This is a genomic window from Streptomyces sp. NPDC104814, from assembly GCF_055583185.1.
The window spans coordinates 749,451-767,935 of the sequence record NZ_JBVJOL010000002.1; the positions used below are offsets into that span (position 1 = coordinate 749,451).

Below are 18,485 nucleotides of genomic sequence, written 5' to 3' on the forward strand. Positions count from 1 at the left end.
ACTAGCCCGCAGCTGATCGAATCTGAACGTTCTTGCTCGAACGAACAAAACAAAGCCATCTTGTGCGATTCATTGCCGCCTCATGTTCGTTCGTGTTAGAAACCGCTTCACCTCACCAAGGCCGCCCCCCACCCCCGCAGTAGCCCTCCCCCTCCCGGAGGTACCACCGCATGCCCCGCATCTCCCGCCGCACCCTCCTCACCGCGGCCCTCGCCACGGCCGCCACCGCACCCCTCACCCTCGCCCTGCCCACCACCGCCCAAGCCACCGACAGCACGGAAGCCCCCGCCACCCCCGCAGACCCCTACGACACCCTCCGCCTGAAATGGCGCAGCCTCATGCTCGGCACCGGCTTCGACCCCGCCGCCGACCCCTACGCGACCCGCCTCACCGCGCTCGGCGCCACCGCCGCCGGACTGCGCGCCACGATGAACCCCGCGCCCGGCTCCCTGTGGCCCGACCTGCCGTACGCCGACCCCGACCCGGACACCGACAGCGAGTCGTACACGTACTCCGGGAACATGGCCACGAGTTACACCCGGCTGCGCACCCTCACCGAGGCCTACGCCCAGCCCGGCACCGGCCTCACCGGCGACACCGCGCTGCTCGCCGAGATCGTCGCGGGCCTCGACCACCTGCACGCCGAGGCGTACAACGCCGGACAGGCCCGCCACGGCAACTGGTGGAGCTGGCAGATCGGCGCCCCGCAGGCGCTGCTGGACATCGCCACCCACCTGTACGACAGCCTCGGCGCGGCCCGGATCGCCGACTACGCCGCGGCCGTCGACCACTTCGTGCCCGACAGCGCCGTCGCGCAGTACACCGGCACCTCCACCGGCGCCAACCGCGTGGACCTGTGCCGGGTGATCGCCCTGCGCGGCGTCCTCGGCAAGGACCCGGCCAAGATCGCCCTCGCCCGCGACGCGCTCAGCCCGGTCTTCCCCTACGTCACCTCCGGCGACGGCCTGTACGCCGACGGCAGCTTCATCCAGCACACCTACGTCCCCTACGCCGGCTCCTACGGCGCGGTCATGCTCGGCGGGCTGTCTCTGCTGTTCGCCCTGCTGGAAGGGTCGTCCTGGGCGGTCACCGACCCGGGCCGGCAGGTCATCCTCGACTCCGTCGAGAAGGCGTACGCGCCGTTCCTCTTCAACGGCCTCGCCATGGACGACGTCTCCGGACGCGCCGTCAGCCGAGGCGTGCAGAAGAGCGACACCCGCGGCGTCCTCCAGGACGACCACCTGCGTGGCCACGCGATCATCGCCTGCATCGCCCTGCTCGCCCGCAGCGCGTCCCCGGCCGAACGCACCCGCTGGGAGGCCATGATCAAGGGCTGGATCACCCGCGCCACCTACCGCCCGATCCTCACCAGCGACGCCCTGAACGTGGCCCAGCTCGCCCGTCTGAAGTCGATCGCCGACTCCGCCACGACCGCCGCGGCCCCCGAACCCACCGGCCACCGCCTCTTCCCCGGCATGGACAGGGCCGTGCACCGCCGCCCCGGCTGGGCCGCGAGCGTCTCGATGGCCTCGAAACGGATCACGTACTACGAGAACGGCAACGGCGAGCATCTGCGCGGCTGGCACAGCGGCTCCGGAATGCTCTACTGGTGGGGCGACACCTTCGGCAACGGCCAGTACAGCGACAGCTTCTGGGCCACCGTCGACCCCATGCGGCTGCCCGGCACCACCGTCTCCCGCAAGCCGCTCGCCGACGGCGAGGGCGGTGCCTGGGGCGCGGCACGCCCCGACGTGCGCTGGGTCGGCGGTGCCACCGACGGCACCTACGCGGCCGTCGGCCAAGACCTCAAGGGCCTGTCCTCCACCCTGGTCGCCAAGAAGTCCTGGTTCTTCCTCGACGACATGATCGTCTGCCTCGGCGCCGGCATCCAGAGCCGGGACGGAACCGGCGCGGAGACGATCGTCGACAACCGCAACCTGGGCGCGAGCGGCACCCACGCCCTCACCGTCGACGGCACCGTCCAGCCCACCACCCTCGGCCTGCGCACCACCTTCCCCCGCGCCCGCTGGGCCCACCTCGCCGGCTTCGGCGGTTACGTCTTCCCCGGCGGCACCGCCCTGCAGACCCTGCGCGAGGCCCGCACGGGCTCCTGGTCCGCCATCAACACCGGCGGCACCACCGATCCCGTCACCCGCCGCTACCTCACCCTGTGGACGGACCACGGCACCGACCCGACCGCGGCCGGCTACGCCTACGCGGTCCTGCCCGGTGCCAGTGCCCGGCAGACCGCCGCCCGCGCCGCCGACGCCGGCCGGCTGAGGATGCTCGCCAACACCGGCGACCAGCAGGGCGTCTGCGCCCCCGCGCTCGGCTTCACCGGCGTCAACTTCTGGCTCGCCGGCACCGTCCACGACGTCACCGCGAGCGCCCCGGCGAGCGTCATGATCCGCCGCAGCGGTGGTACGGCCACCGTCTGCGTCTCCGGGCCGCTGCGCGACGGCGCGGCCATCGACGTCACCTGGGACCGCCCGGTGTCCGCGGTCACGTCGGCCGACCCCACGGTGCAGGTACTGGCGACCGGCAGCGCCCTGACGCTGCGCATCACCCCGGGCACCCTCGGGGCCGTACACACCGCGAAGGTCACCCTCGGCTAGCCGCCTCGAACGACAGGCCCTAGGTGTCGCACTCCCACACCGTGCGGCACAGCGCGCACCGCGCGCGTACCCGCCCCCGCACCGGCACCCCGATCCGCTGATGGCAGGTCGGGCACGGGAACGACACCCGCAACGGCCCGTGCCCGTCCGGGGTGAAGCGGTAGGGCACGCCGTCCGGCGCGGCCACGCGCGCGTGCTCCTGCGCGTGGCGCCGGTCGCGCGCGTAGCGCCGGCGTCCCGCCCAGCCGGCCGCCGTCAGCGGGGGCTGCCGCTCGTCCTGGCGGGCCAGGGCCAGCCCCGCGCCGTACGCCTCGTACGCCCGCGCGCTGGTGAACCACGTCGAGGGGTCCTCCCCGAACAGCAGCGACCGCTTCGCCAGCACGTACCCGAACTCCTCCGGCGTGAGATAGCCCAGCTTCTGCGAGGACGCCCCGTCCTCCCGGTAGGCGTCCAGCAGCAGCCAGCCCGCGCCCAGGTACGTCGTCGCCGTGTCGGTCAGGATCTCGTTCTCACGCGTGCCCGGGAACGCCAGGTCCAGCCGGTGCAGATACACATGCATGATCTCGTGCGCCAGGGCCGCCCCGATGTCCCGCCGATGCGTACGGAACCGGTCGTTCAGCTCGACGAAGTACTCCGGCCCCGCGGTCAGTTCGACGTTCGCCGCATGCGTCATCTCGCGGAAGGACACGATCAGCCGCGCGTCGGGGAGCCGGTAGTGCCGCACCAGCTCGCGCGCCACCCGCTGCGCCCCCAGATACAGGTCGTCGGTGTCGCAGAACGCCACGTCCACCGGCGCCACACTCGTCGCGAACATGGCGATCGTGTCGCGGGACAGGCGCTTGTACAGCGCGGTGACGGCGGCCCGCACCGTCTGCAGATGCGGGTAGCCGTGCCGGACCGGTCCGCCGTTGCCCACGCCCAACCCCCAAGACGCTCGAGCCCGCCTCCACTGTACGCAGATCCGGCCGGACCTCCGCCAGACCGGCTTCGGCGGATCCTCGCTGGTCGGGCGCCACCCGGCACGCACTAGGGTGGACGGCCATGACCATCAGCAACACCGGAACCGGTGACGTCGACCCGGCCGTCCGCGCCGAACTGTCCCGGCTGCGCGACAGCATCGACAACATCGACGCCGCCGTCGTCCACATGCTCGCCGAGCGCTTCAAGTGCACCCAGCAGGTCGGCCACCTCAAGGCCGCCCACCAGCTGCCGCCCGCCGACCCCGCGCGCGAGGCCCGCCAGATCGAGCGGCTGCGCGGCCTCGCCGAAAGCGCCAAACTCGACCCCGCGTTCGCCGAGAAGTTCCTGAACTTCATCGTGGCCGAGGTGATCCGCCACCACGAGCGCATCGCCGAGGACACCGCGAACGGCACGGCCGGCCCCACCCCCGCCGCCGGCCCCGCACACTGATCCGGCCCGCCTCCGGAGCACCGGCCCGACCGCATCGATCCGGCCACCGCGTGCACGGCAGGTGATCCCACCGGCACCGCGTGTCAGCACCCGGACGTAAGCTGGGCCCCTCAGCGTGTGGGAGGGACGCCGGGCCATGCCGACGGATGCCGAGATCCTCATCGTCGACGACCACCAGGGCACTGCGTACGCCCTGGAGAGCACCCTGGCCCCGCTCGGCTACCGCCTGGGCCGGGCCACCAGCGGCGACGCGGCGCTCAAACAGCTGCTGCGCGGCCGCGTCGGGCTGCTCCTGTTACAGGTGCGCACACCGGGCACCGGCGCCCTGGAGGTGGTGCGCTACATGCGCCGCCTGGAGCAGACCCAGCACATCCCCGTCGTCCTGCTCACCGGCTTCCGCCCCGACCCCGAACTGGCGGCCGCCGCCTTCGACCTCCGCGTCGCCGGTGTCATTGGCACACCCGTCGACCCGTGGACGCTGCGCACCCAGGTCCGTCACCTCTACGACAGCCACCAGCACCGCCTCGCCCTGGAGGACGAGATCCGCCGGCTGCGCGCCCGCCCGGCCGGCACCGGCAGCACCGGACCGGCGCCGCTGCCCCGCCCCGAGCCCCGCCCGGCCGCCCTGCCACGCCAGCGCGACCCGGAACGCCCCTCCGCCCCCACCGACCTCCTCGGCCGGTAGGCGCACCGAGGCCGGTACGGCACCCCACCCGGCCAGGGCGGGCGCACAGAGGGACACAGGCGTACGACGGGACGCACACGCGCGCGGGGGGACATACGCCGCGTAGCGAACCGCCCCTGTGCGAGGCCGGTGCCATCAGGCAGCATGTCCTGCATGTCCGTACTCACGCGCGACGAAGCGCAGACCCGTGCCCAGCTCCTCGACGTCCGGCGGTACACGATCGACCTCGATCTGACGACCGGCGACGAGACCTTCGACTCCCGCACCCTGATCCGCTTCACCGCCCGGACGGACGCGGACACCTTCGTGGAGCTGAAGCCGGCCGAGCTGCGCAGCGTCACCCTGGACGGACAGCCCCTCGACCCCGGGACCCTCGACGGCAACCGCCTGCCGCTGAAGAACCTCACCGCGGGCGAGCACGAGCTGCGCGTCGACGCGGCCATGCGCTACTCCCGCACCGGCGAGGGCATGCACCGCTTCACCGACCCCAGCGACGGCGAGACCTACGTCTACACCCAGCTGTTCATGGAGGACGTCCAGCGCGTCTTCGCCGCCTTCGACCAGCCCGACCTCAAATCCGTCTTCGAGCTGACCGTGACCGCGCCCGAAGGCTGGTCCGTCCTCGCCAACGGCGTCACCGAGCACCTCGACGACGGCCGCTGGAAGGCCGCGGCCACCCCGCTGATCTCCACCTACCTCGTCGCCGTCGCCGCCGGCCCCTGGCACTCGGTGCGCACCGAACACCGCGGCCTGCCCTTCGGCATCCACTGCCGCCGCTCGCTCGCCCCCTACCTCGACGCCGACGCCGAGGAGATCCTCGACATCACGCGCGCGTGCTTCGACCGCTACCACGAGAAGTTCGCCGAGCCCTACCCCTTCGACTCCTACGACCAGGCCTTCGTCCCGGAGTTCAACGCCGGCGCCATGGAGAACCCCGGCCTGGTCACCTTCCGCGACGAGTTCGTCTACCGCTCCGCCGTCACCGACACCGAGCGGCAGACCCGCGCCATGGTCATCGCCCACGAGATGGCCCACATGTGGTTCGGCGACCTCGTCACCCTCAAGTGGTGGGACGACATCTGGCTGAACGAGTCCTTCGCCGAGTACATGGGCTACCAGACCACCCTGGAGGCCACCCGCTTCACCCAGCCCTGGGTCGAGTTCGGCGTCACCCGCAAGTCCTGGGGCTACGACGCCGACCAGCGCCCCTCCACCCACCCCGTCGCCCCCGAGCACGTCCCCGACACCGCCTCGGCGCTGCTCAACTTCGACGGCATCTCCTACGCCAAGGGAGCCTCCGCGCTGCGCCAGCTCGTCACCTGGCTCGGCGAGAAGGACTTCCTCGCCGGTATCAACACCCACTTCGCCCGGCACAAGTTCGCCAACGCCACCCTCGCCGACTTCATCGACTCCCTCGCCTCCGCCACCGACCGCGACGTCCACGCCTGGGCCGACGCCTGGCTGCGCACCACCGGAGTCGACACCCTCACCCCGCACATCAGCGGCAGCAACGGCGACCGCACGCTCACCGTCGAGCACACCGGCAGCCGCCCGCACCGCATCGCCGTCGGCCTGTACGACCAGGACCTCACCGACGACGGCGGGCTCACCCTGCGCGAACGCGTCGAGGTCGACGTCCCGCTCGGCCGGCCGCAGTCCCTCGGCAAGAAGCCCGCCCTGCTGCTCCTCAACGACGGCGACCTCACCTACGCCAAGGTCCGCTTCGACGCCGACTCCTTCGACGCCGTGCGCACCGGCCTGGCCGGCCTGCCCGACCCGCTCACCCGCGCCGTCGTGTGGAACGCGCTGCGCGACGCCGTCCGCGACGGCGAACTGGCGCCCGGCGCCTACCTGGAGACGGCCCGCGCCCACCTGCCGCACGAGCGCGACCTCGCCCTCGTCCAGGGCGTCCTCGCCTTCGCCTCCGGCCAGATCGCCGACCGTTACGTCTCCCCCGGACAGCGGCCCGCCGCGCAGGCCACCCTCACCGACCTGTGCCGTGACCTCATCCGCCGCACCGAGGACGGCGACCACCCCGGGCTGCGCCTGATCGCCGTACGCCACTACATCGACACCGCCGCCCACCCCGACACCATCGCCCACTGGCTCGCCGACGGCATCGTGCCCGGCGGCCCCGAACTCGACCCCGAGCTGCGCTGGCGCGTGCTGGCCCGGCTCGCCGTCCTCGGCGCCACCGACGAGGCCGCCATCGCCGCCGAACTGGACCGCGACCCCTCCGCCGCCGGACAGGAAGGCGCCGCCCGCTGCCGCGCCGCCCTGCCCGACGCGGACGCGAAGGCCCGCGCCTGGGAGGCCATGTTCGGCGGCGACGACCTGTCCAACTACCTGTTCATCGCCACCGCACAGGGCTTCTGGCAGCCCGAACAGGCCGGCCTCCTACGGCCCTTCGTCGAGCGCTACTACGACGACGCGGTCGCCGTCGCCGCCCGGCGCGGCCCCGCCATGGCCGACGCCGCCGGCCGCTGGGCGTTCCCGGTGCACGCCGTCGACACCGAGACCCTACGCCTCGGCGAGCAGTGCCTGCGCGACGCCGAGCCCATCCCGGCGCTGCGCCGCAAGCTCGCCGACCAACTCGACGACCTCGCACGGGCGTTGCGGGTGCGGGGCGAGGCGGGGGAGTAGGACCGCGGACGTAGGGCACGGCTGGTCCCTGGCGACGATGCGCGGGGCTGATCACGCTTCCTAGGCTCACAGGGCCAGGACGATCAGCCCTGAAACGTCAGGAGAACACCGTGATCGCAGTGACCGGCGCCACCGGCAACGTCGGCCGTGCCCTCGTCCACCGCCTGCTCGCCGCCGGCGCCCCCGTGCGGGCGCTCACCCGCGACCCGGCACGGGCTGCCCTGCCCGAGGGAGCCGAGGTCGTCCGCGTCCCGGGCGACGATCCCGGCGCCCTGTTCGACGGCGTGACCAAACTCTTCCTGTACGTCCAGAGCGCCGAGCTGCTCCCCGCGGCCCAGGCCGCCGGCGTACGCCATGTCGTCCTGCTGTCCTCCAGCATCATCCAGGAGGGCGCCGACGACCCCACCCACCCCATCCACGTCATGCACGCCCGCGTCGAACAGCAACTGCGCGACAGTGGCCTGGACTTCACCTTCCTGCGGCCCGGCGCCTTCGCCACCAACGCCCTGCAGTACGCGCCCCAGGTCCGCGCCGGACACACCGCGGTCCGCGGCGTCTTCGCCGACGGCCTGAGCGCGCCCGTCCACGAGGACGACATCGCCGCCGTCGCCGAACGCGCCCTGCTCGACACCGGCCACGAAGGCGCCGTGCACCGCCTCACCGGTCCCGCGGCGATCAGCAACGCCGAGCAGGTCGCCGCCATCGGCCGGGCCGTCGGCCGCGACCTGCGCTTCGTCGAGGTCCCGCCGCAGGAGGCGGGCGCCGAACTCTTCCCGCACGTGCCGCCGCAGATGCTCGACCGGCTGCTGCGCACCTTCGCCGACACCGTCGGCACGCCCCCGGAGATCACCCCCACCGTCGAGAAGATCACCGGCACCGCCGCCCGCACCTTCCCCGAGTGGGCCACCGACCACGTCACCGACTTCCGAGCCTGACCCGCCCGCCCCAGCGGGCGGCTCCGCCGGGCGGGTCGGCTCCGCGGGGCGGGTCGGCTCCGCCAGGCTGGCACACCCGAACGGGTCGGTCGGCCCCGCCGGGACCGAGGCCCCGTCGCCCGCCCGGCGGCCCACCGGCCTGCCGACCTGCCAGGCCTGGCGGGGCGGCCCACCCGCCCCGCCAGGCCAGCCGCCCCCGGCAGCTCACCGGTCCCGCCAGACCCACCGGCCCCTCCGCCGTCGCAGGACACCGCCCCGTACCCCCAACATGCCGTCCCCGCAAGGACGTACCCCCTTCAGGGTGGCGATCGTTGGATATTCCGGGTGTGCCCGAACCTTCCGCGTACAAGCTGGAAGCCCCGTCCCGCGGCCCCCCGGAGGATCGACATGAGCGCGCCGCCCCTCGCCTCGGGACCCGACGGTCCCGGGGCGCTGCGCCCCCTGCTCGACACCGTCCTCGACGCCCTCGCCGAAGGCACCCGCGCCCGCGGCGGCCCGCTGCCCGCCGGCGGTCCCCAGCAGGTCACCGCCCGCCTGCGGGACGCCCTCGGCGACATCCTGCCCGACGACGGCGACCCGGCCGCCCTGCACACCCTGGTCACCGCCCTCGCCGAAGGCGCCGCCGACCCCGCGCACCCGCTGTGCGCGGCCCACCTGCACTGCCCGCCCCTCGCCGTCGCCACCGCCGCCGACCTCGCCGCCTCCGCCCTGAACCCCTCCCTCGACTCCTGGGACCAGGCCCCCGCCGCCTCCGCCCTGGAAACCCTCGTCACCGAGGCCCTCGCCCGGCAGGCCGGCACCGCCGACGCCCTCGTCACCAGCGGCGGCACCGAGTCCAACCACCTCGCCCTGCTCCTCGCCCGCGAACGGCACGGCCCCGGACTGCGCCTGCTCACCGGAGCGAACGCCCACCACTCCCTCACCCGCGCCGCCTGGCTGCTCGGCCTGCCCGACCCGGTGATCGTCCCCGCGCCCGGCGGCACCCTCGACCCCGCCGCCCTGGACGACGCCCTCACCGCACTGCCCGGCCCGCACCTCGTCGCCGCCACCGCCGGCACCACCGACGCCGGTCTCATCGACCCCCTCCCCGACATCGCGGCCCGCTGCACCGCCCACGGCGCCCGACTGCACATCGACGCCGCCTACGGAGGCGCACTCCTCTTCAGCGACCGTCACCGCGACCGCCTCGCCGGCCTCGACGCCGCCCACACGATCACCCTCGACCTGCACAAACTCGGCTGGCAGCCGGTCCCCGCCGGTGTGCTCGCCGTCCGCGACCCCGCCGACCTCACCGCACTGAACCAGCGCGCCGACTACCTCAACGCCGACGACGACACCGACGCCGGCCTGCCCGACCTCCTCGGCCGCTCCCTGCACACCACCCGCCGCCCCGACGTAGTGAAGATCGCCGCCACCTTCACCACTCTCGGCCGGCACGGCCTCGCCGCCCTCGTCGACACGGTCCTCGACCTCGCCCAGGAACTCGCCGCCCTCGTCAAGGACCACCCCGCCTTCGAGCTCTACGACACACCCACCCTCAGCACCGTCCTGTTCCGCCCCACCGTCGCCGACGACACCACCGTCGCCGCCCTGCGCCGCACCCTGCTGCACCAGGGCCGCGCCGTGCTCGGCCGCGCCCGCATGGACGGCCGCCTCTGGCTGAAAGCCACCCTCCTCAACCCCCGCACCGGCACCAGCGACCTGGCCGCGCTCCTCACCCTGGTCGCGGACGCACTCGTGGAAGGAACCACCCCCCGATGACCCCGCCCCCCACCACCCCCGGCACCCCCCGCGACCTCGTCGGCATCGGCATCGGCCCCAGCAACCTCTCCCTCGCCGCCCTCGCCCAGCCGCTCACCGAACTCGACACCGCCTTCTACGAACAGCGCCCCGGCTTCAGCTGGCACCCCGGACTGCTCCTGGACGGCGCCACCATCCAGGTCCCCTTCCTCGCCGACCTCGTCACCCTCGTCGACCCCGCCAGCCGCTGGTCCTTCCTCAACCACCTCAAGGCCCAGGACCGGCTCTTCCCCTTCTACTTCGCCGAGCGCTTCCACATCCAGCGCACCGAATACGACGCCTACTGCCGCTGGGTCGCCGCCCACCTCCCCGCACTGCACTTCCGCCACCAGGTCGACGCGGTGCGCTGGAACCCCGAATGCGACGTCTTCGAAGTCGACTACACCCAGCTCGACTCCGACGGCCAAGCCGAAGCCCTCGGGCGCACCCACACCCGCAACATCGTCCTCGGCATCGGCACCGAGCCCTACGTCCCCGACCCGCTCAAGCCCCTCGCCGACGCCCCCGGCGTGCCCGTCCTGCACGCCGCCGACTACCTCGAGAACCGCGCGAGCCTCCTCGCCGCCGACCACGTCACCGTCGTCGGCTCCGGCCAGTCGGGCGCCGAGATCTTCCTCGACCTGCTCCGCCACCGCCCCGCCGGCCGTGAACGCCTCACCTGGATCGGGCGCACCGACGCCTTCGCACCCATGGAGTACTCCAAGCTAGGCCTGGAGCACTTCACCCCCGACTACACCCGCTACTTCCACGCCCTCACCGAACGCGTCCGCGACGAGCTCGTCGCCGCCCAGTGGCAACTCCACAAGGGCATCAGCGCCGACACCCTCGCAGCCGTCCACGACGAGCTCTACCGCCGCACCCTGCACGGCGGCTGGCCCGACACCGTCCTCACCCCCGGCGTCCGCGTCCGCACCGCCGGCCGCCTCGCCACCACCAAGGTCGAACTCCACCTCGAACACCTCCAGCAGGGCACCCGCACCCGTCTCACCACCGACGCCGTCGTCCTCGCCACCGGCTACCGCGAACGCCCCCTCGACCAGCTGCTCGCCGGCCTCGACCCCTACCTGCGCCGCGACAGCAGCGACCGCCCCCGCATCGACGAGCACTACCGCCTCGTCCTCGACCCGTCCGTCACCGGCTCGATCCACGTGCAGAACGCCGAACGCCACACCCATGGCGTCGGCGCCCCCGACCTCGGCCTCGCCGCCTGGCGCAGCGCCACCATCCTCAACTCCGTCACCGGTAAGGAGACCTACCCGCTGCCGGCCCGCACCGCCTTCACCACCTTCGGTCTCACACCGGCCGGCCAGGTGCCGGCCGCCCGCCGCCCGCACGAGAACCTCACCCCGCTCGTCGAGCCCCGCTGAACGACCGCACGACACAGGGGCGGGCCGGCACCCGCCGGCCCGCCCCTGCCTCACCCCGCCGAACGTCAGAAGACCGGCACGCCGTTCCGTGTCAGCTTCCAGTCCACCGACGCGAAGTCCTTCGGGTCCAGGACACCCTTCGCCGTCACCCACTCCGCGATCCGCGTCCGGATCTCCGTCGACTCCGACCACAACTCCTTCGCCGACGCCACGAACGGGAAGGCGCCGCCGCCGTTCGCCCGGTAGTTGTTCACCGCCAGCACGAACTGCCGCGCATCGTCCAGCGGCGCCCCGCCGAACGTCAGGTTCTTGATCCGCGACCCGGCCGGCTGTGCGACGTCGATGTCGTACGCGAACCCCGACACATAGTCGTAGTTGTAGTCCGGACGCCCACCCGCGTTCGTCAGCTGCTCCACGTCCACGGGCGCACCCGGCGCCGTCTGCACGTAGTACTCCGCCGAGTACTCCAGGTACGCCCGCAGCTGCGCACCCGTCATCAGCTTCGCGACCAGGGTGTTGTCGTAGACGTACAGGCTCGACAGGTCCCGGATCGTCACGTTCCCGGCCGGGATCTCGGACGTCCGGGAGAACGGCGACGCCTGCGCGACCACCGGCAGCGACGCGTACTCCGTCCCCGCCAGCGCCGCCTTGACCACGTCCTCCTGCACCTTCGTGATCAGGTCGATGATCGGTGCGTCCTTGTACCGCGCCTCCACCGTCGTCAGGGTCTCGGTCGCCTTGCCGACCACCTGATTGACGTACGCCACCACCTTGGCGTGCTGCTCCGTCAGCAACCGCGTGATCCGCGGGTCGTCCGCCACGGTCTTGGAGTCGCGCAGCGACGCCGCGACCGACTCCACCTCCCAGCAGCCCCGCCGGAACACCAGCTCGACGTCGAACACCGTCAGCCGCTCCGCGTAGCAGAGCGGCTCCGACAGCACGACCGTCCTGCCCGTCTGCTCGTTGACGACCTTCAGCTCCGGAATCTCCAGATGCGCGTGCCCGACCAGGATCGCGTCGATCCCCGGCACCTGCTTCGCCACGTTCGCCGCCGCGTTCTCCACGTACGGCACCTGGTCACCGTAGGACGACGTCCCCGACGTGCCCGAGTGCGCCGAGACGATCACCACGTCCGCGCCCATCGACCTCAGCTTCGGCACCCACTTCGCGGCCTGCTCCTCCAGCCCCGGGAACGCCAGCTTGCCCTGCACGTACGCCTTGTCCCAGATCGCGATGCCCGGGTTCGTCAGCCCCAGCACCGCCACCTTGACCGGACGCGCGCCCTTCACATGGAACGTCTTGATGACGTACGGCGGGAACGCCGGCCGCAGCGTCTTCGCGTCCACCGCGTTCGCGCCCAGCAGCGGGAAGTCCAGCTGCTCCTCGAACTTGCGCAGCGTCTCGATGCCGTAGTTGAACTCGTGGTTGCCCAGCGCCGCAGCGTCGTACCCGATCGCGTTCATCGCCCGCGCCATCGGATGCACCGGACCGCCCTGGGCGGTGATCGGGTCCACCTTCGCGAAGTAGTACGTCAGCGGCGTGCCCTGGATGGTGTCGCCCGCGTCCAGCAGCAGGGTGTTCTCACGGCCCCGCTCCGCGCGGATCTGGTTCACCAGCGTCGAGATGCGCGCCAGCCCCTGCGCGTTGCCCGCCTTGTCGGTGTACTGCGCGTCCTTGAAGTAGTCCCAGTTGAAGACGTGGCCGTGCAGGTCCGTCGTCCCCATCACCGTCAGCGCGTACCGCTTCTCGTGCCGGCCGGGCCGCTCGGCGGGCGCCGCCTGAGCGGCGGGCGCCGACACCGCGCCGGCCACCGCCACCCCCGCTCCGGTCGCGGCCGACTTCTCCAGAAACTTCCGGCGGTTGAGCGCCATGGGCCTGCCTCTCCTCGCAGAACGTCCTCGCGGAACGGTCACAACGACACGCGCGCAAAAACGACGCGCGTAGATAACGCGCGTAGATTCTGACCCGCACATGACGGCACGCAACAGGCCCCGGAGGTTTCGATCTGGTGACCACAGCTGCCACAGTGGCCGTATGACACCCGCTCAGGAGCCCGCCGCCCTCCCGTACGGCACCCCCGACGCCCCCCGCATCGCCGTCCGCGGCGAAGCCCACCTCGAAGTCGACCCCGAGATCGCCCGCATCGGCATCACCGTCACGGCCCGCGGCAAGGACCGCCGCACCACCCTCGAGGACCTCACCCGCCGCAACGCCACCGTCATCGACCTCGTCAAGTCCTACGGCGACGCCGTCGAACGCCTGGAGACCGGCGCCCTCACCCTCACCCCCCAACTCGACCACAAGGGCCGCGGCGAACGCGTCCGCACCTACCACGGCGCCGTCCATCTCACCGCCGAACTCACCGACTTCACCGCGCTCGGCGAACTCACCACCCGCCTCGCCGACCTGGACCTCACCCGCGTCGACGGCCCCTGGTGGTCCCTGCGCCCCGGCTCACCCGTCCACCGCGCCGCACGCACCCAGGCCGTCCAGGCCGCCGTCCAGCGCGCCCGCGAATACGCCGAAGCGCTCGGCACCACCCTCGCCGCCCTCGTGGAACTCGCCGACATCGGCGCCGAGAGCACCGCACCGCCCTACCCCGCGGCCCCCGGCGGCCGTGCCCGGTCCGCGGCCTACGCCGGCCCCGCCGAACCCGCCGCCGCCCCGCCGCTCGACCTCGAACCCCAGCGCCAGCACGTCCGCGCCCAGATCAACGCACGCTTCACCATGGTCCCGCCCCGCCTGTGACCGTGGCATTCGGGAATTCCGGCATTCGAAAAAACGGCCGGACCACCCGAAAGAATGACCCCCACGTGCTCATCGGAGCGCCCCGGCGCACAATTCAACACTTGTCAAGAGCGCTTCACTCAAAGGTTGTTGAGTAGTCACCCCCGGCCAATTCTCTACCCGCCGGTAAGTCATAGGCTCGACTCATGCGCCGAGCAAAAATCGTCTGCACCCTGGGCCCCGCCACCGACACGTACGACCAGATCAAAGCCCTGGTCGACGCCGGAATGGACGTCGCCCGGTTCAACCTCAGCCACGGCGGCCACGCCGAGCACGAGGAGCGCTACCACCGCGTGCGCAAGGCGGCCGACGAAACCGGCCGCAGCGTCGGCATGCTCGCCGACCTTCAGGGACCGAAGATCCGCCTCGGCCGTTTCACCGAAGGACCCGTACTCCTTGAACGCGGCGACACCTTCACCATCACCGTCGAAGACGGCGCCGAAGGCAACCACGACCAGTGCGGCACCACCTACCACGGCCTCGCCGACGACGTCGCCCCCGGCGAACGCATCCTCGTCGACGACGGCAAGGTCTGCCTCGAAGTCATCGACGTCGACGGCCCCCGCGTCCGCACCCGCGTCGTCGAAGGCGGCGTGATCTCCGACCACAAGGGCCTCAACCTGCCCGGCGTCGCCGTCTCCGTCCCCGCCCTGTCCAAGAAGGACGAGGACGACCTGCGCTGGGCCCTGCGCACCGGCTTCGACGTCATCGCCCTGTCCTTCGTCCGCTCCGGCAAGGACATCCTCGACGTCCACCGCATCATGGACGAGGAAGGCCGCCGCCTCCCCGTCATCGCCAAGGTCGAAAAGCCTCAGGCGGTCGAGGCCATCGACGACATCGTCGCCGCCTTCGACGGCATCATGGTCGCCCGCGGCGACCTCGGCGTCGAAATGCCCCTCGAGCAGGTCCCCATCGTCCAGAAGCGCGCCGTCACACTCGCCAAGCGCAACGCGAAGCCGGTGATCGTCGCGACCCAGATGCTCGACTCCATGATCGAGAACTCTCGCCCGACGCGCGCGGAAGCCAGCGACGTCGCCAACGCCGTCCTCGACGGCGCGGACGCGGTCATGCTCTCGGGCGAGACGAGCGTCGGCAAACACGCCGTCGACACGGTCAGGACCATGGCCAAGATCGTCGCGGCGGCCGAGGAGGACATGCTGGCCAAGGGCCTCCCCCCGCTCACCGAACGCAACAAGCCCCGCACCCAGGGCGGTGCCGTCGCCCGCGCGGCGGCCGAGATGGGCGACTTCCTCGGCGCGAGGTTCCTCGTCGCCTTCACCCAGTCCGGCGACACGGCCCGCCGCCTCTCCCGTTACCGCTCCCCGATCCCGGTCCTCGCCTTCACCCCCGACCCGGCCACCCGCTCCCAGCTCAGCATGAGCTGGGGCGTGGAAACCTTCCTCGGCCCCCACGTGGATTCCACGGACGCGATGGTCGACCAGGTGGACGAACTCCTGCTCAAGTACGGCCGCTGCGCACAGGGCGACGTGGTGGTGATCACGGCCGGCTCCCCGCCCGGAGTCTCCGGCTCGACGAACATGGTCCGAGTCCACCACATCGGCGAGGACGACAGCCCGAAATAGCGGGCAGTCGGCGCCGGGACGCCAGCCCCGCGCAATGCAAAGGGCCCCTCGCCGAGGGGCCCTTTCTTTTTCGACCTTGGAATCACTGACCTTGGAAACCAAGGAAAAGTGCCCCGGGTCGGACTCGAACCGACACTGTACGGGTTTTGAATCCGTTGCCTGCTGCCAATTGGGCTACCGGGGCTCGCAGAATCAAAGGTCATCCCTGACCCTCCGCGCACCCACCTTACCGCAGCTAGGTAGGCTCTTGTCAGCAGTACCCCTGCCCTGAACGAGGAGCCCCTGTGACCGCCGAGTCGCCCCAGCCCGCTGACGTGACCGACGACGACAAGTCGCACGTGCCTCCGCTGACGACCCGTGTCGTCATCGCCGAGGACGAGGCCCTGATCCGGCTCGACCTCAAAGAGATGCTCGAGGAAGAGGGCTACTCCGTCGTCGGTGAGGCCGGCGACGGCGAGCAGGCCATCGAGCTCGCCCGCGAGCACCAGCCGGACCTCGTGATCCTGGACGTGAAGATGCCGAAGCTCGACGGCATCTCCGCGGCCGAGAAGATCGCCGAGGAGGGCATCGCGCCGGTGCTGATGCTGACCGCGTTCTCGCAGCGCGACCTGGTCGAGCGGGCGCGGGACGCGGGGGCGATGGCGTACCTGGTGAAGCCGTTCTCCAAGAGTGATGTCGTTCCGGCGATCGAGATGGCCGTCTCGCGGTTCACGGAGCTGAAGACGCTGGAGAAGGAGGTCGCCGACCTCACGCTGCGTCTGGAGACGCGCAAGCTGGTGGACCGGGCGAAGTCGATCCTTCAGACGGAGTACGGGCTGACCGAGCCGGCCGCGTTCCGGTGGATCCAGAAGACGTCGATGGACCGCCGTATGTCGATGCAGCAGGTCGCGGAGGCGGTCATTCAGGACGCCGAGGAGAAGAAGGCCGCGAAGGGCTGACCACGGTCGTACGGGCGAGGCCCGCGTCCCCGGGGAGGGGGCGCGGGCCTCGTCGTGTGCGGAGCGGGGGAGCCTCAGTCCTCGCCGAGGTAGGCCTTGCGGACCGATTCGTCGTGCAGGAGGTCGCGTCCCGTGCCGGACAGCACGATCTTGCCGATCTCCATGACATGGCCCTGGTCGGCGAGGGAGAGCGCCGCCTGGGCGTTCTGCTCGACGAGCAGGATCGTCGTGCCCTGGGACTTCAGCTCGGCGATCGTGGCCATGATCTTCTGCATCATGATGGGGGAGAGCCCCATGGAGGGCTCGTCCAGCATGAGCAGCTTGGGCTGGGACATCAGGGCCCGGCCCATGGCGAGCATCTGCTGCTCACCGCCGGAGAGGGTGCCTGCGGCCTGCTTGCGGCGTTCGCCCAGGATGGGGAAGAGGTCGTAGGCGCGCTGGATGTCCTTCTCGATGCCGGGCCGGTCGCTGCGCAGGAAGGCACCGAGGCGGAGGTTGTCCTCGATGGTCATGCGCGGGAAGATGTGCCGCCCTTCGGGGGAGTGGGCGAGCCCGAGGGAGACGATCTGGTGGGCGGGGACCTTCTTGAGCGACTTGCCGTTGAACTTGATCTGGCCGCCGACGGGCTTGAGCAGGCCGGAGAGCGTGCGCAGGGTGGTCGTCTTGCCGGCGCCGTTGGTGCCGATGAGGGTGACGACCTCGCCGGCCTCGACCGTGAAGGAAATGCCCTTGACGGCTTCGATCTTGCCGTAGGCGACGCGGAGGTCCTCGACCTCGAGCAGTGCGGTCATCGGTCGTTCTCCTTGCCGGGCGCGGCGTCCGTCGTGGGCTCGGCGGTGGCCTCGTCGGTGTCGGCGGCCCGGGCCTGCGTGGTGTCGGCGGCCTGGGCCTCGGCGGCTTCGACGCGGGCGGCTTCGGCTTCGCCGGGGTCGCCTTCGAAGGGTTCGCCGAGGTAGGCGGCGATGACGCGTTCGTCGCCCTGGACGGTGGCGCTGTCGCCTTCGATGAGCTTCTCGCCCTGGACGAGGACGGCGACGCGGTCGCAGAGGTTGAAGATGAACCGCATGTCGTGCTCGATGACGAGGACGGCGATGCCCTGGTCGCGGATGGCGAAGACGAGTTCCTCGGTGGTGCGGGTCTCCTGCGGGTTCATGCCGGCCGTCGGCTCGTCGAGGAGCAGCAGGCCGGGCTCGCTGGCCAGGGCGCGCGCGATCTCCAGCTTGCGCTGCTCGCCGTAGGGGAGGTTGCGGGCGAGGTGGTCGGCCTTGTTCGCGAGGCCGACGAACTCCAGGAGTTCCATGGCGCGTTCGCGGGAGGCCTTCTCCGCCTTGTGGAAGCCGGGGCCGCGCAGGACGGCGGACCAGAAGCCTTCCTTGGTGCGAGTGTGGCGGCCGACGAGGACGTTCTCCAGGACCGTCATGTTGGCGAACAGGCGGATGTTCTGGAAGGTGCGGGCGATGCCGGCGGCGGTGACCTTGAAGGACTTGGGCGGCAGGACGTTGCCCTTGTAGCGGACTTCGCCCTCGGTGGGGACGTACAGGCCGGTGAGGCAGTTGAAGAAGGTGGTTTTTCCGGCGCCGTTGGGGCCGATGAGTCCGACGATCTCGCCGCTGCCCACGGTGAGGTCGACGCCGCGTACGGCGGTGAGGCCGCCGAAGCGCATGGTGACGCCGCGGGCGTCGAGGACGGTCTCGCCGCTGGTGATGGTCTGGGTGGTCATCT

14 protein-coding genes and 1 tRNA gene are annotated in these 18,485 nt (G+C 71.6%); 10 read left to right on the top strand and 5 right to left on the bottom strand.

Annotated features, from left to right (window positions below):
- Positions 1 to 170 precede the first annotated feature (170 nt).
- Positions 171 to 2,615 carry a polysaccharide lyase 8 family protein gene (locus ACZ64A_RS11930; RefSeq protein ID WP_469809875.1) on the top strand — a complete coding sequence of 815 codons (2,445 nt, stop codon included), beginning with the start codon at positions 171 to 173 and terminating at the stop codon, positions 2,613 to 2,615.
- A 19-nt stretch (positions 2,616 to 2,634) separates the two neighbouring features.
- On the opposite strand, the gene ACZ64A_RS11935 is transcribed toward ACZ64A_RS11930, so the two are convergent.
- Complete coding sequence (locus tag ACZ64A_RS11935) at positions 2,635 to 3,531, bottom strand: hypothetical protein (RefSeq protein WP_469809876.1); 897 nt, start codon at positions 3,529 to 3,531, stop codon at positions 2,635 to 2,637.
- A gap of 125 nt (positions 3,532 to 3,656) precedes the next feature.
- Here ACZ64A_RS11935 and ACZ64A_RS11940 point away from each other — a divergent pair, with 125 nt between their 5' ends.
- The 6 genes from ACZ64A_RS11940 to ACZ64A_RS11965 all read left to right on the top strand — a co-directional run bounded on the left by ACZ64A_RS11940 (position 3,657) and on the right by ACZ64A_RS11965 (position 11,455).
- On the top strand, positions 3,657 to 4,025 hold the full coding sequence (locus ACZ64A_RS11940) for a chorismate mutase (protein ID WP_361635337.1): 369 nt from the start codon (positions 3,657 to 3,659) through the stop codon (positions 4,023 to 4,025).
- A gap of 136 nt (positions 4,026 to 4,161) precedes the next feature.
- Positions 4,162 to 4,710 carry a response regulator gene (locus ACZ64A_RS11945; RefSeq protein WP_469809877.1) on the top strand — a complete coding sequence of 183 codons (549 nt, stop codon included), beginning with the start codon at positions 4,162 to 4,164 and terminating at the stop codon, positions 4,708 to 4,710.
- Between the two features lie 153 nt (positions 4,711 to 4,863).
- Complete coding sequence (gene pepN / locus ACZ64A_RS11950) at positions 4,864 to 7,353, top strand: aminopeptidase N (protein ID WP_469809878.1); 2,490 nt, start codon at positions 4,864 to 4,866, stop codon at positions 7,351 to 7,353.
- A gap of 110 nt (positions 7,354 to 7,463) precedes the next feature.
- Entirely contained in the window at positions 7,464 to 8,288 is an 825-nt protein-coding gene (locus ACZ64A_RS11955; protein ID WP_469809879.1) for an NmrA family NAD(P)-binding protein, read from the top strand.
- A gap of 387 nt (positions 8,289 to 8,675) precedes the next feature.
- Positions 8,676 to 10,049 (top strand): pyridoxal phosphate-dependent decarboxylase family protein, encoded by a 1,374-nt coding sequence (locus ACZ64A_RS11960; protein ID WP_469809880.1) that lies wholly within the window; start codon positions 8,676 to 8,678, stop codon positions 10,047 to 10,049.
- Positions 10,046 to 11,455 carry a lysine N(6)-hydroxylase/L-ornithine N(5)-oxygenase family protein gene (locus tag ACZ64A_RS11965; RefSeq protein ID WP_469809881.1) on the top strand — a complete coding sequence of 470 codons (1,410 nt, stop codon included), beginning with the start codon at positions 10,046 to 10,048 and terminating at the stop codon, positions 11,453 to 11,455. The genes ACZ64A_RS11960 and ACZ64A_RS11965 overlap by 4 nt, the downstream gene beginning before the upstream one ends.
- A gap of 65 nt (positions 11,456 to 11,520) precedes the next feature.
- Here the strand turns inward: ACZ64A_RS11965 and ACZ64A_RS11970 are convergent, their stop codons facing one another.
- On the bottom strand, positions 11,521 to 13,326 hold the full coding sequence (locus ACZ64A_RS11970) for a bifunctional metallophosphatase/5'-nucleotidase (RefSeq protein WP_469809882.1): 1,806 nt from the start codon (positions 13,324 to 13,326) through the stop codon (positions 11,521 to 11,523).
- A gap of 163 nt (positions 13,327 to 13,489) precedes the next feature.
- Between ACZ64A_RS11970 and ACZ64A_RS11975 the strand changes: the two genes are divergently transcribed.
- Positions 13,490 to 14,203: an SIMPL domain-containing protein gene (locus ACZ64A_RS11975; RefSeq protein ID WP_469809883.1), complete on the top strand. Its 714-nt coding sequence runs from the start codon at positions 13,490 to 13,492 to the stop codon at positions 14,201 to 14,203.
- Positions 14,204 to 14,388: 185 nt separating this feature from the next.
- Positions 14,389 to 15,825 carry a pyruvate kinase gene (gene pyk / locus ACZ64A_RS11980; protein ID WP_469809884.1) on the top strand — a complete coding sequence of 479 codons (1,437 nt, stop codon included), beginning with the start codon at positions 14,389 to 14,391 and terminating at the stop codon, positions 15,823 to 15,825.
- A 109-nt stretch (positions 15,826 to 15,934) separates the two neighbouring features.
- Here the strand turns inward: pyk and ACZ64A_RS11985 are convergent.
- Positions 15,935 to 16,009 (bottom strand) — tRNA-Leu (locus ACZ64A_RS11985).
- Positions 16,010 to 16,109: 100 nt separating this feature from the next.
- Here ACZ64A_RS11985 and ACZ64A_RS11990 point away from each other — a divergent pair.
- A complete protein-coding gene (locus ACZ64A_RS11990) occupies positions 16,110 to 16,763 on the top strand; it encodes an ANTAR domain-containing response regulator (protein WP_361635311.1) in 654 nt (217 codons plus the stop codon).
- Positions 16,764 to 16,837: 74 nt separating this feature from the next.
- Here ACZ64A_RS11990 and ACZ64A_RS11995 read toward each other — a convergent pair whose 3' ends face one another.
- Both ACZ64A_RS11995 and ACZ64A_RS12000 read right to left on the bottom strand, forming a co-directional pair.
- Complete coding sequence (locus tag ACZ64A_RS11995; RefSeq protein ID WP_469809885.1) at positions 16,838 to 17,554, bottom strand: ABC transporter ATP-binding protein; 717 nt, start codon at positions 17,552 to 17,554, stop codon at positions 16,838 to 16,840.
- Positions 17,551 to 18,483, bottom strand: coding sequence for an ABC transporter ATP-binding protein (locus ACZ64A_RS12000; protein WP_469809886.1), 933 nt, complete (start codon positions 18,481 to 18,483; stop codon positions 17,551 to 17,553). Before ACZ64A_RS12000 ends, ACZ64A_RS11995 begins: the two co-directional genes overlap by 4 nt.
- Between the last annotated feature and the right edge of the window lie 2 nt (positions 18,484 to 18,485).

Bases quoted from the DNA above. Each gene is read 5' to 3' on its own strand.
- ACZ64A_RS11960 (WP_469809880.1), top strand. From the start codon at position 8,676: ATGAGCGCGCCGCCCCTCGCCTCGGGACCCGACGGTCCCGGGGCGCTG.
- ACZ64A_RS11940 (WP_361635337.1), top strand. From the start codon at position 3,657: ATGACCATCAGCAACACCGGAACCGGTGACGTCGACCCGGCCGTCCGC.
- ACZ64A_RS11970 (WP_469809882.1), bottom strand. From the start codon at position 13,326: ATGGCGCTCAACCGCCGGAAGTTTCTGGAGAAGTCGGCCGCGACCGGA.
- ACZ64A_RS11975 (WP_469809883.1), top strand. From the start codon at position 13,490: ATGACACCCGCTCAGGAGCCCGCCGCCCTCCCGTACGGCACCCCCGAC.
- ACZ64A_RS11965 (WP_469809881.1), top strand. From the start codon at position 10,046: ATGACCCCGCCCCCCACCACCCCCGGCACCCCCCGCGACCTCGTCGGC.
- ACZ64A_RS11945 (WP_469809877.1), top strand. From the start codon at position 4,162: ATGCCGACGGATGCCGAGATCCTCATCGTCGACGACCACCAGGGCACT.
- ACZ64A_RS11930 (WP_469809875.1), top strand. From the start codon at position 171: ATGCCCCGCATCTCCCGCCGCACCCTCCTCACCGCGGCCCTCGCCACG.
- pyk (WP_469809884.1), top strand. From the start codon at position 14,389: ATGCGCCGAGCAAAAATCGTCTGCACCCTGGGCCCCGCCACCGACACG.
- ACZ64A_RS11995 (WP_469809885.1), bottom strand. From the start codon at position 17,554: ATGACCGCACTGCTCGAGGTCGAGGACCTCCGCGTCGCCTACGGCAAG.
- ACZ64A_RS12000 (WP_469809886.1), bottom strand. From the start codon at position 18,483: ATGACCACCCAGACCATCACCAGCGGCGAGACCGTCCTCGACGCCCGC.
- pepN (WP_469809878.1), top strand. From the start codon at position 4,864: ATGTCCGTACTCACGCGCGACGAAGCGCAGACCCGTGCCCAGCTCCTC.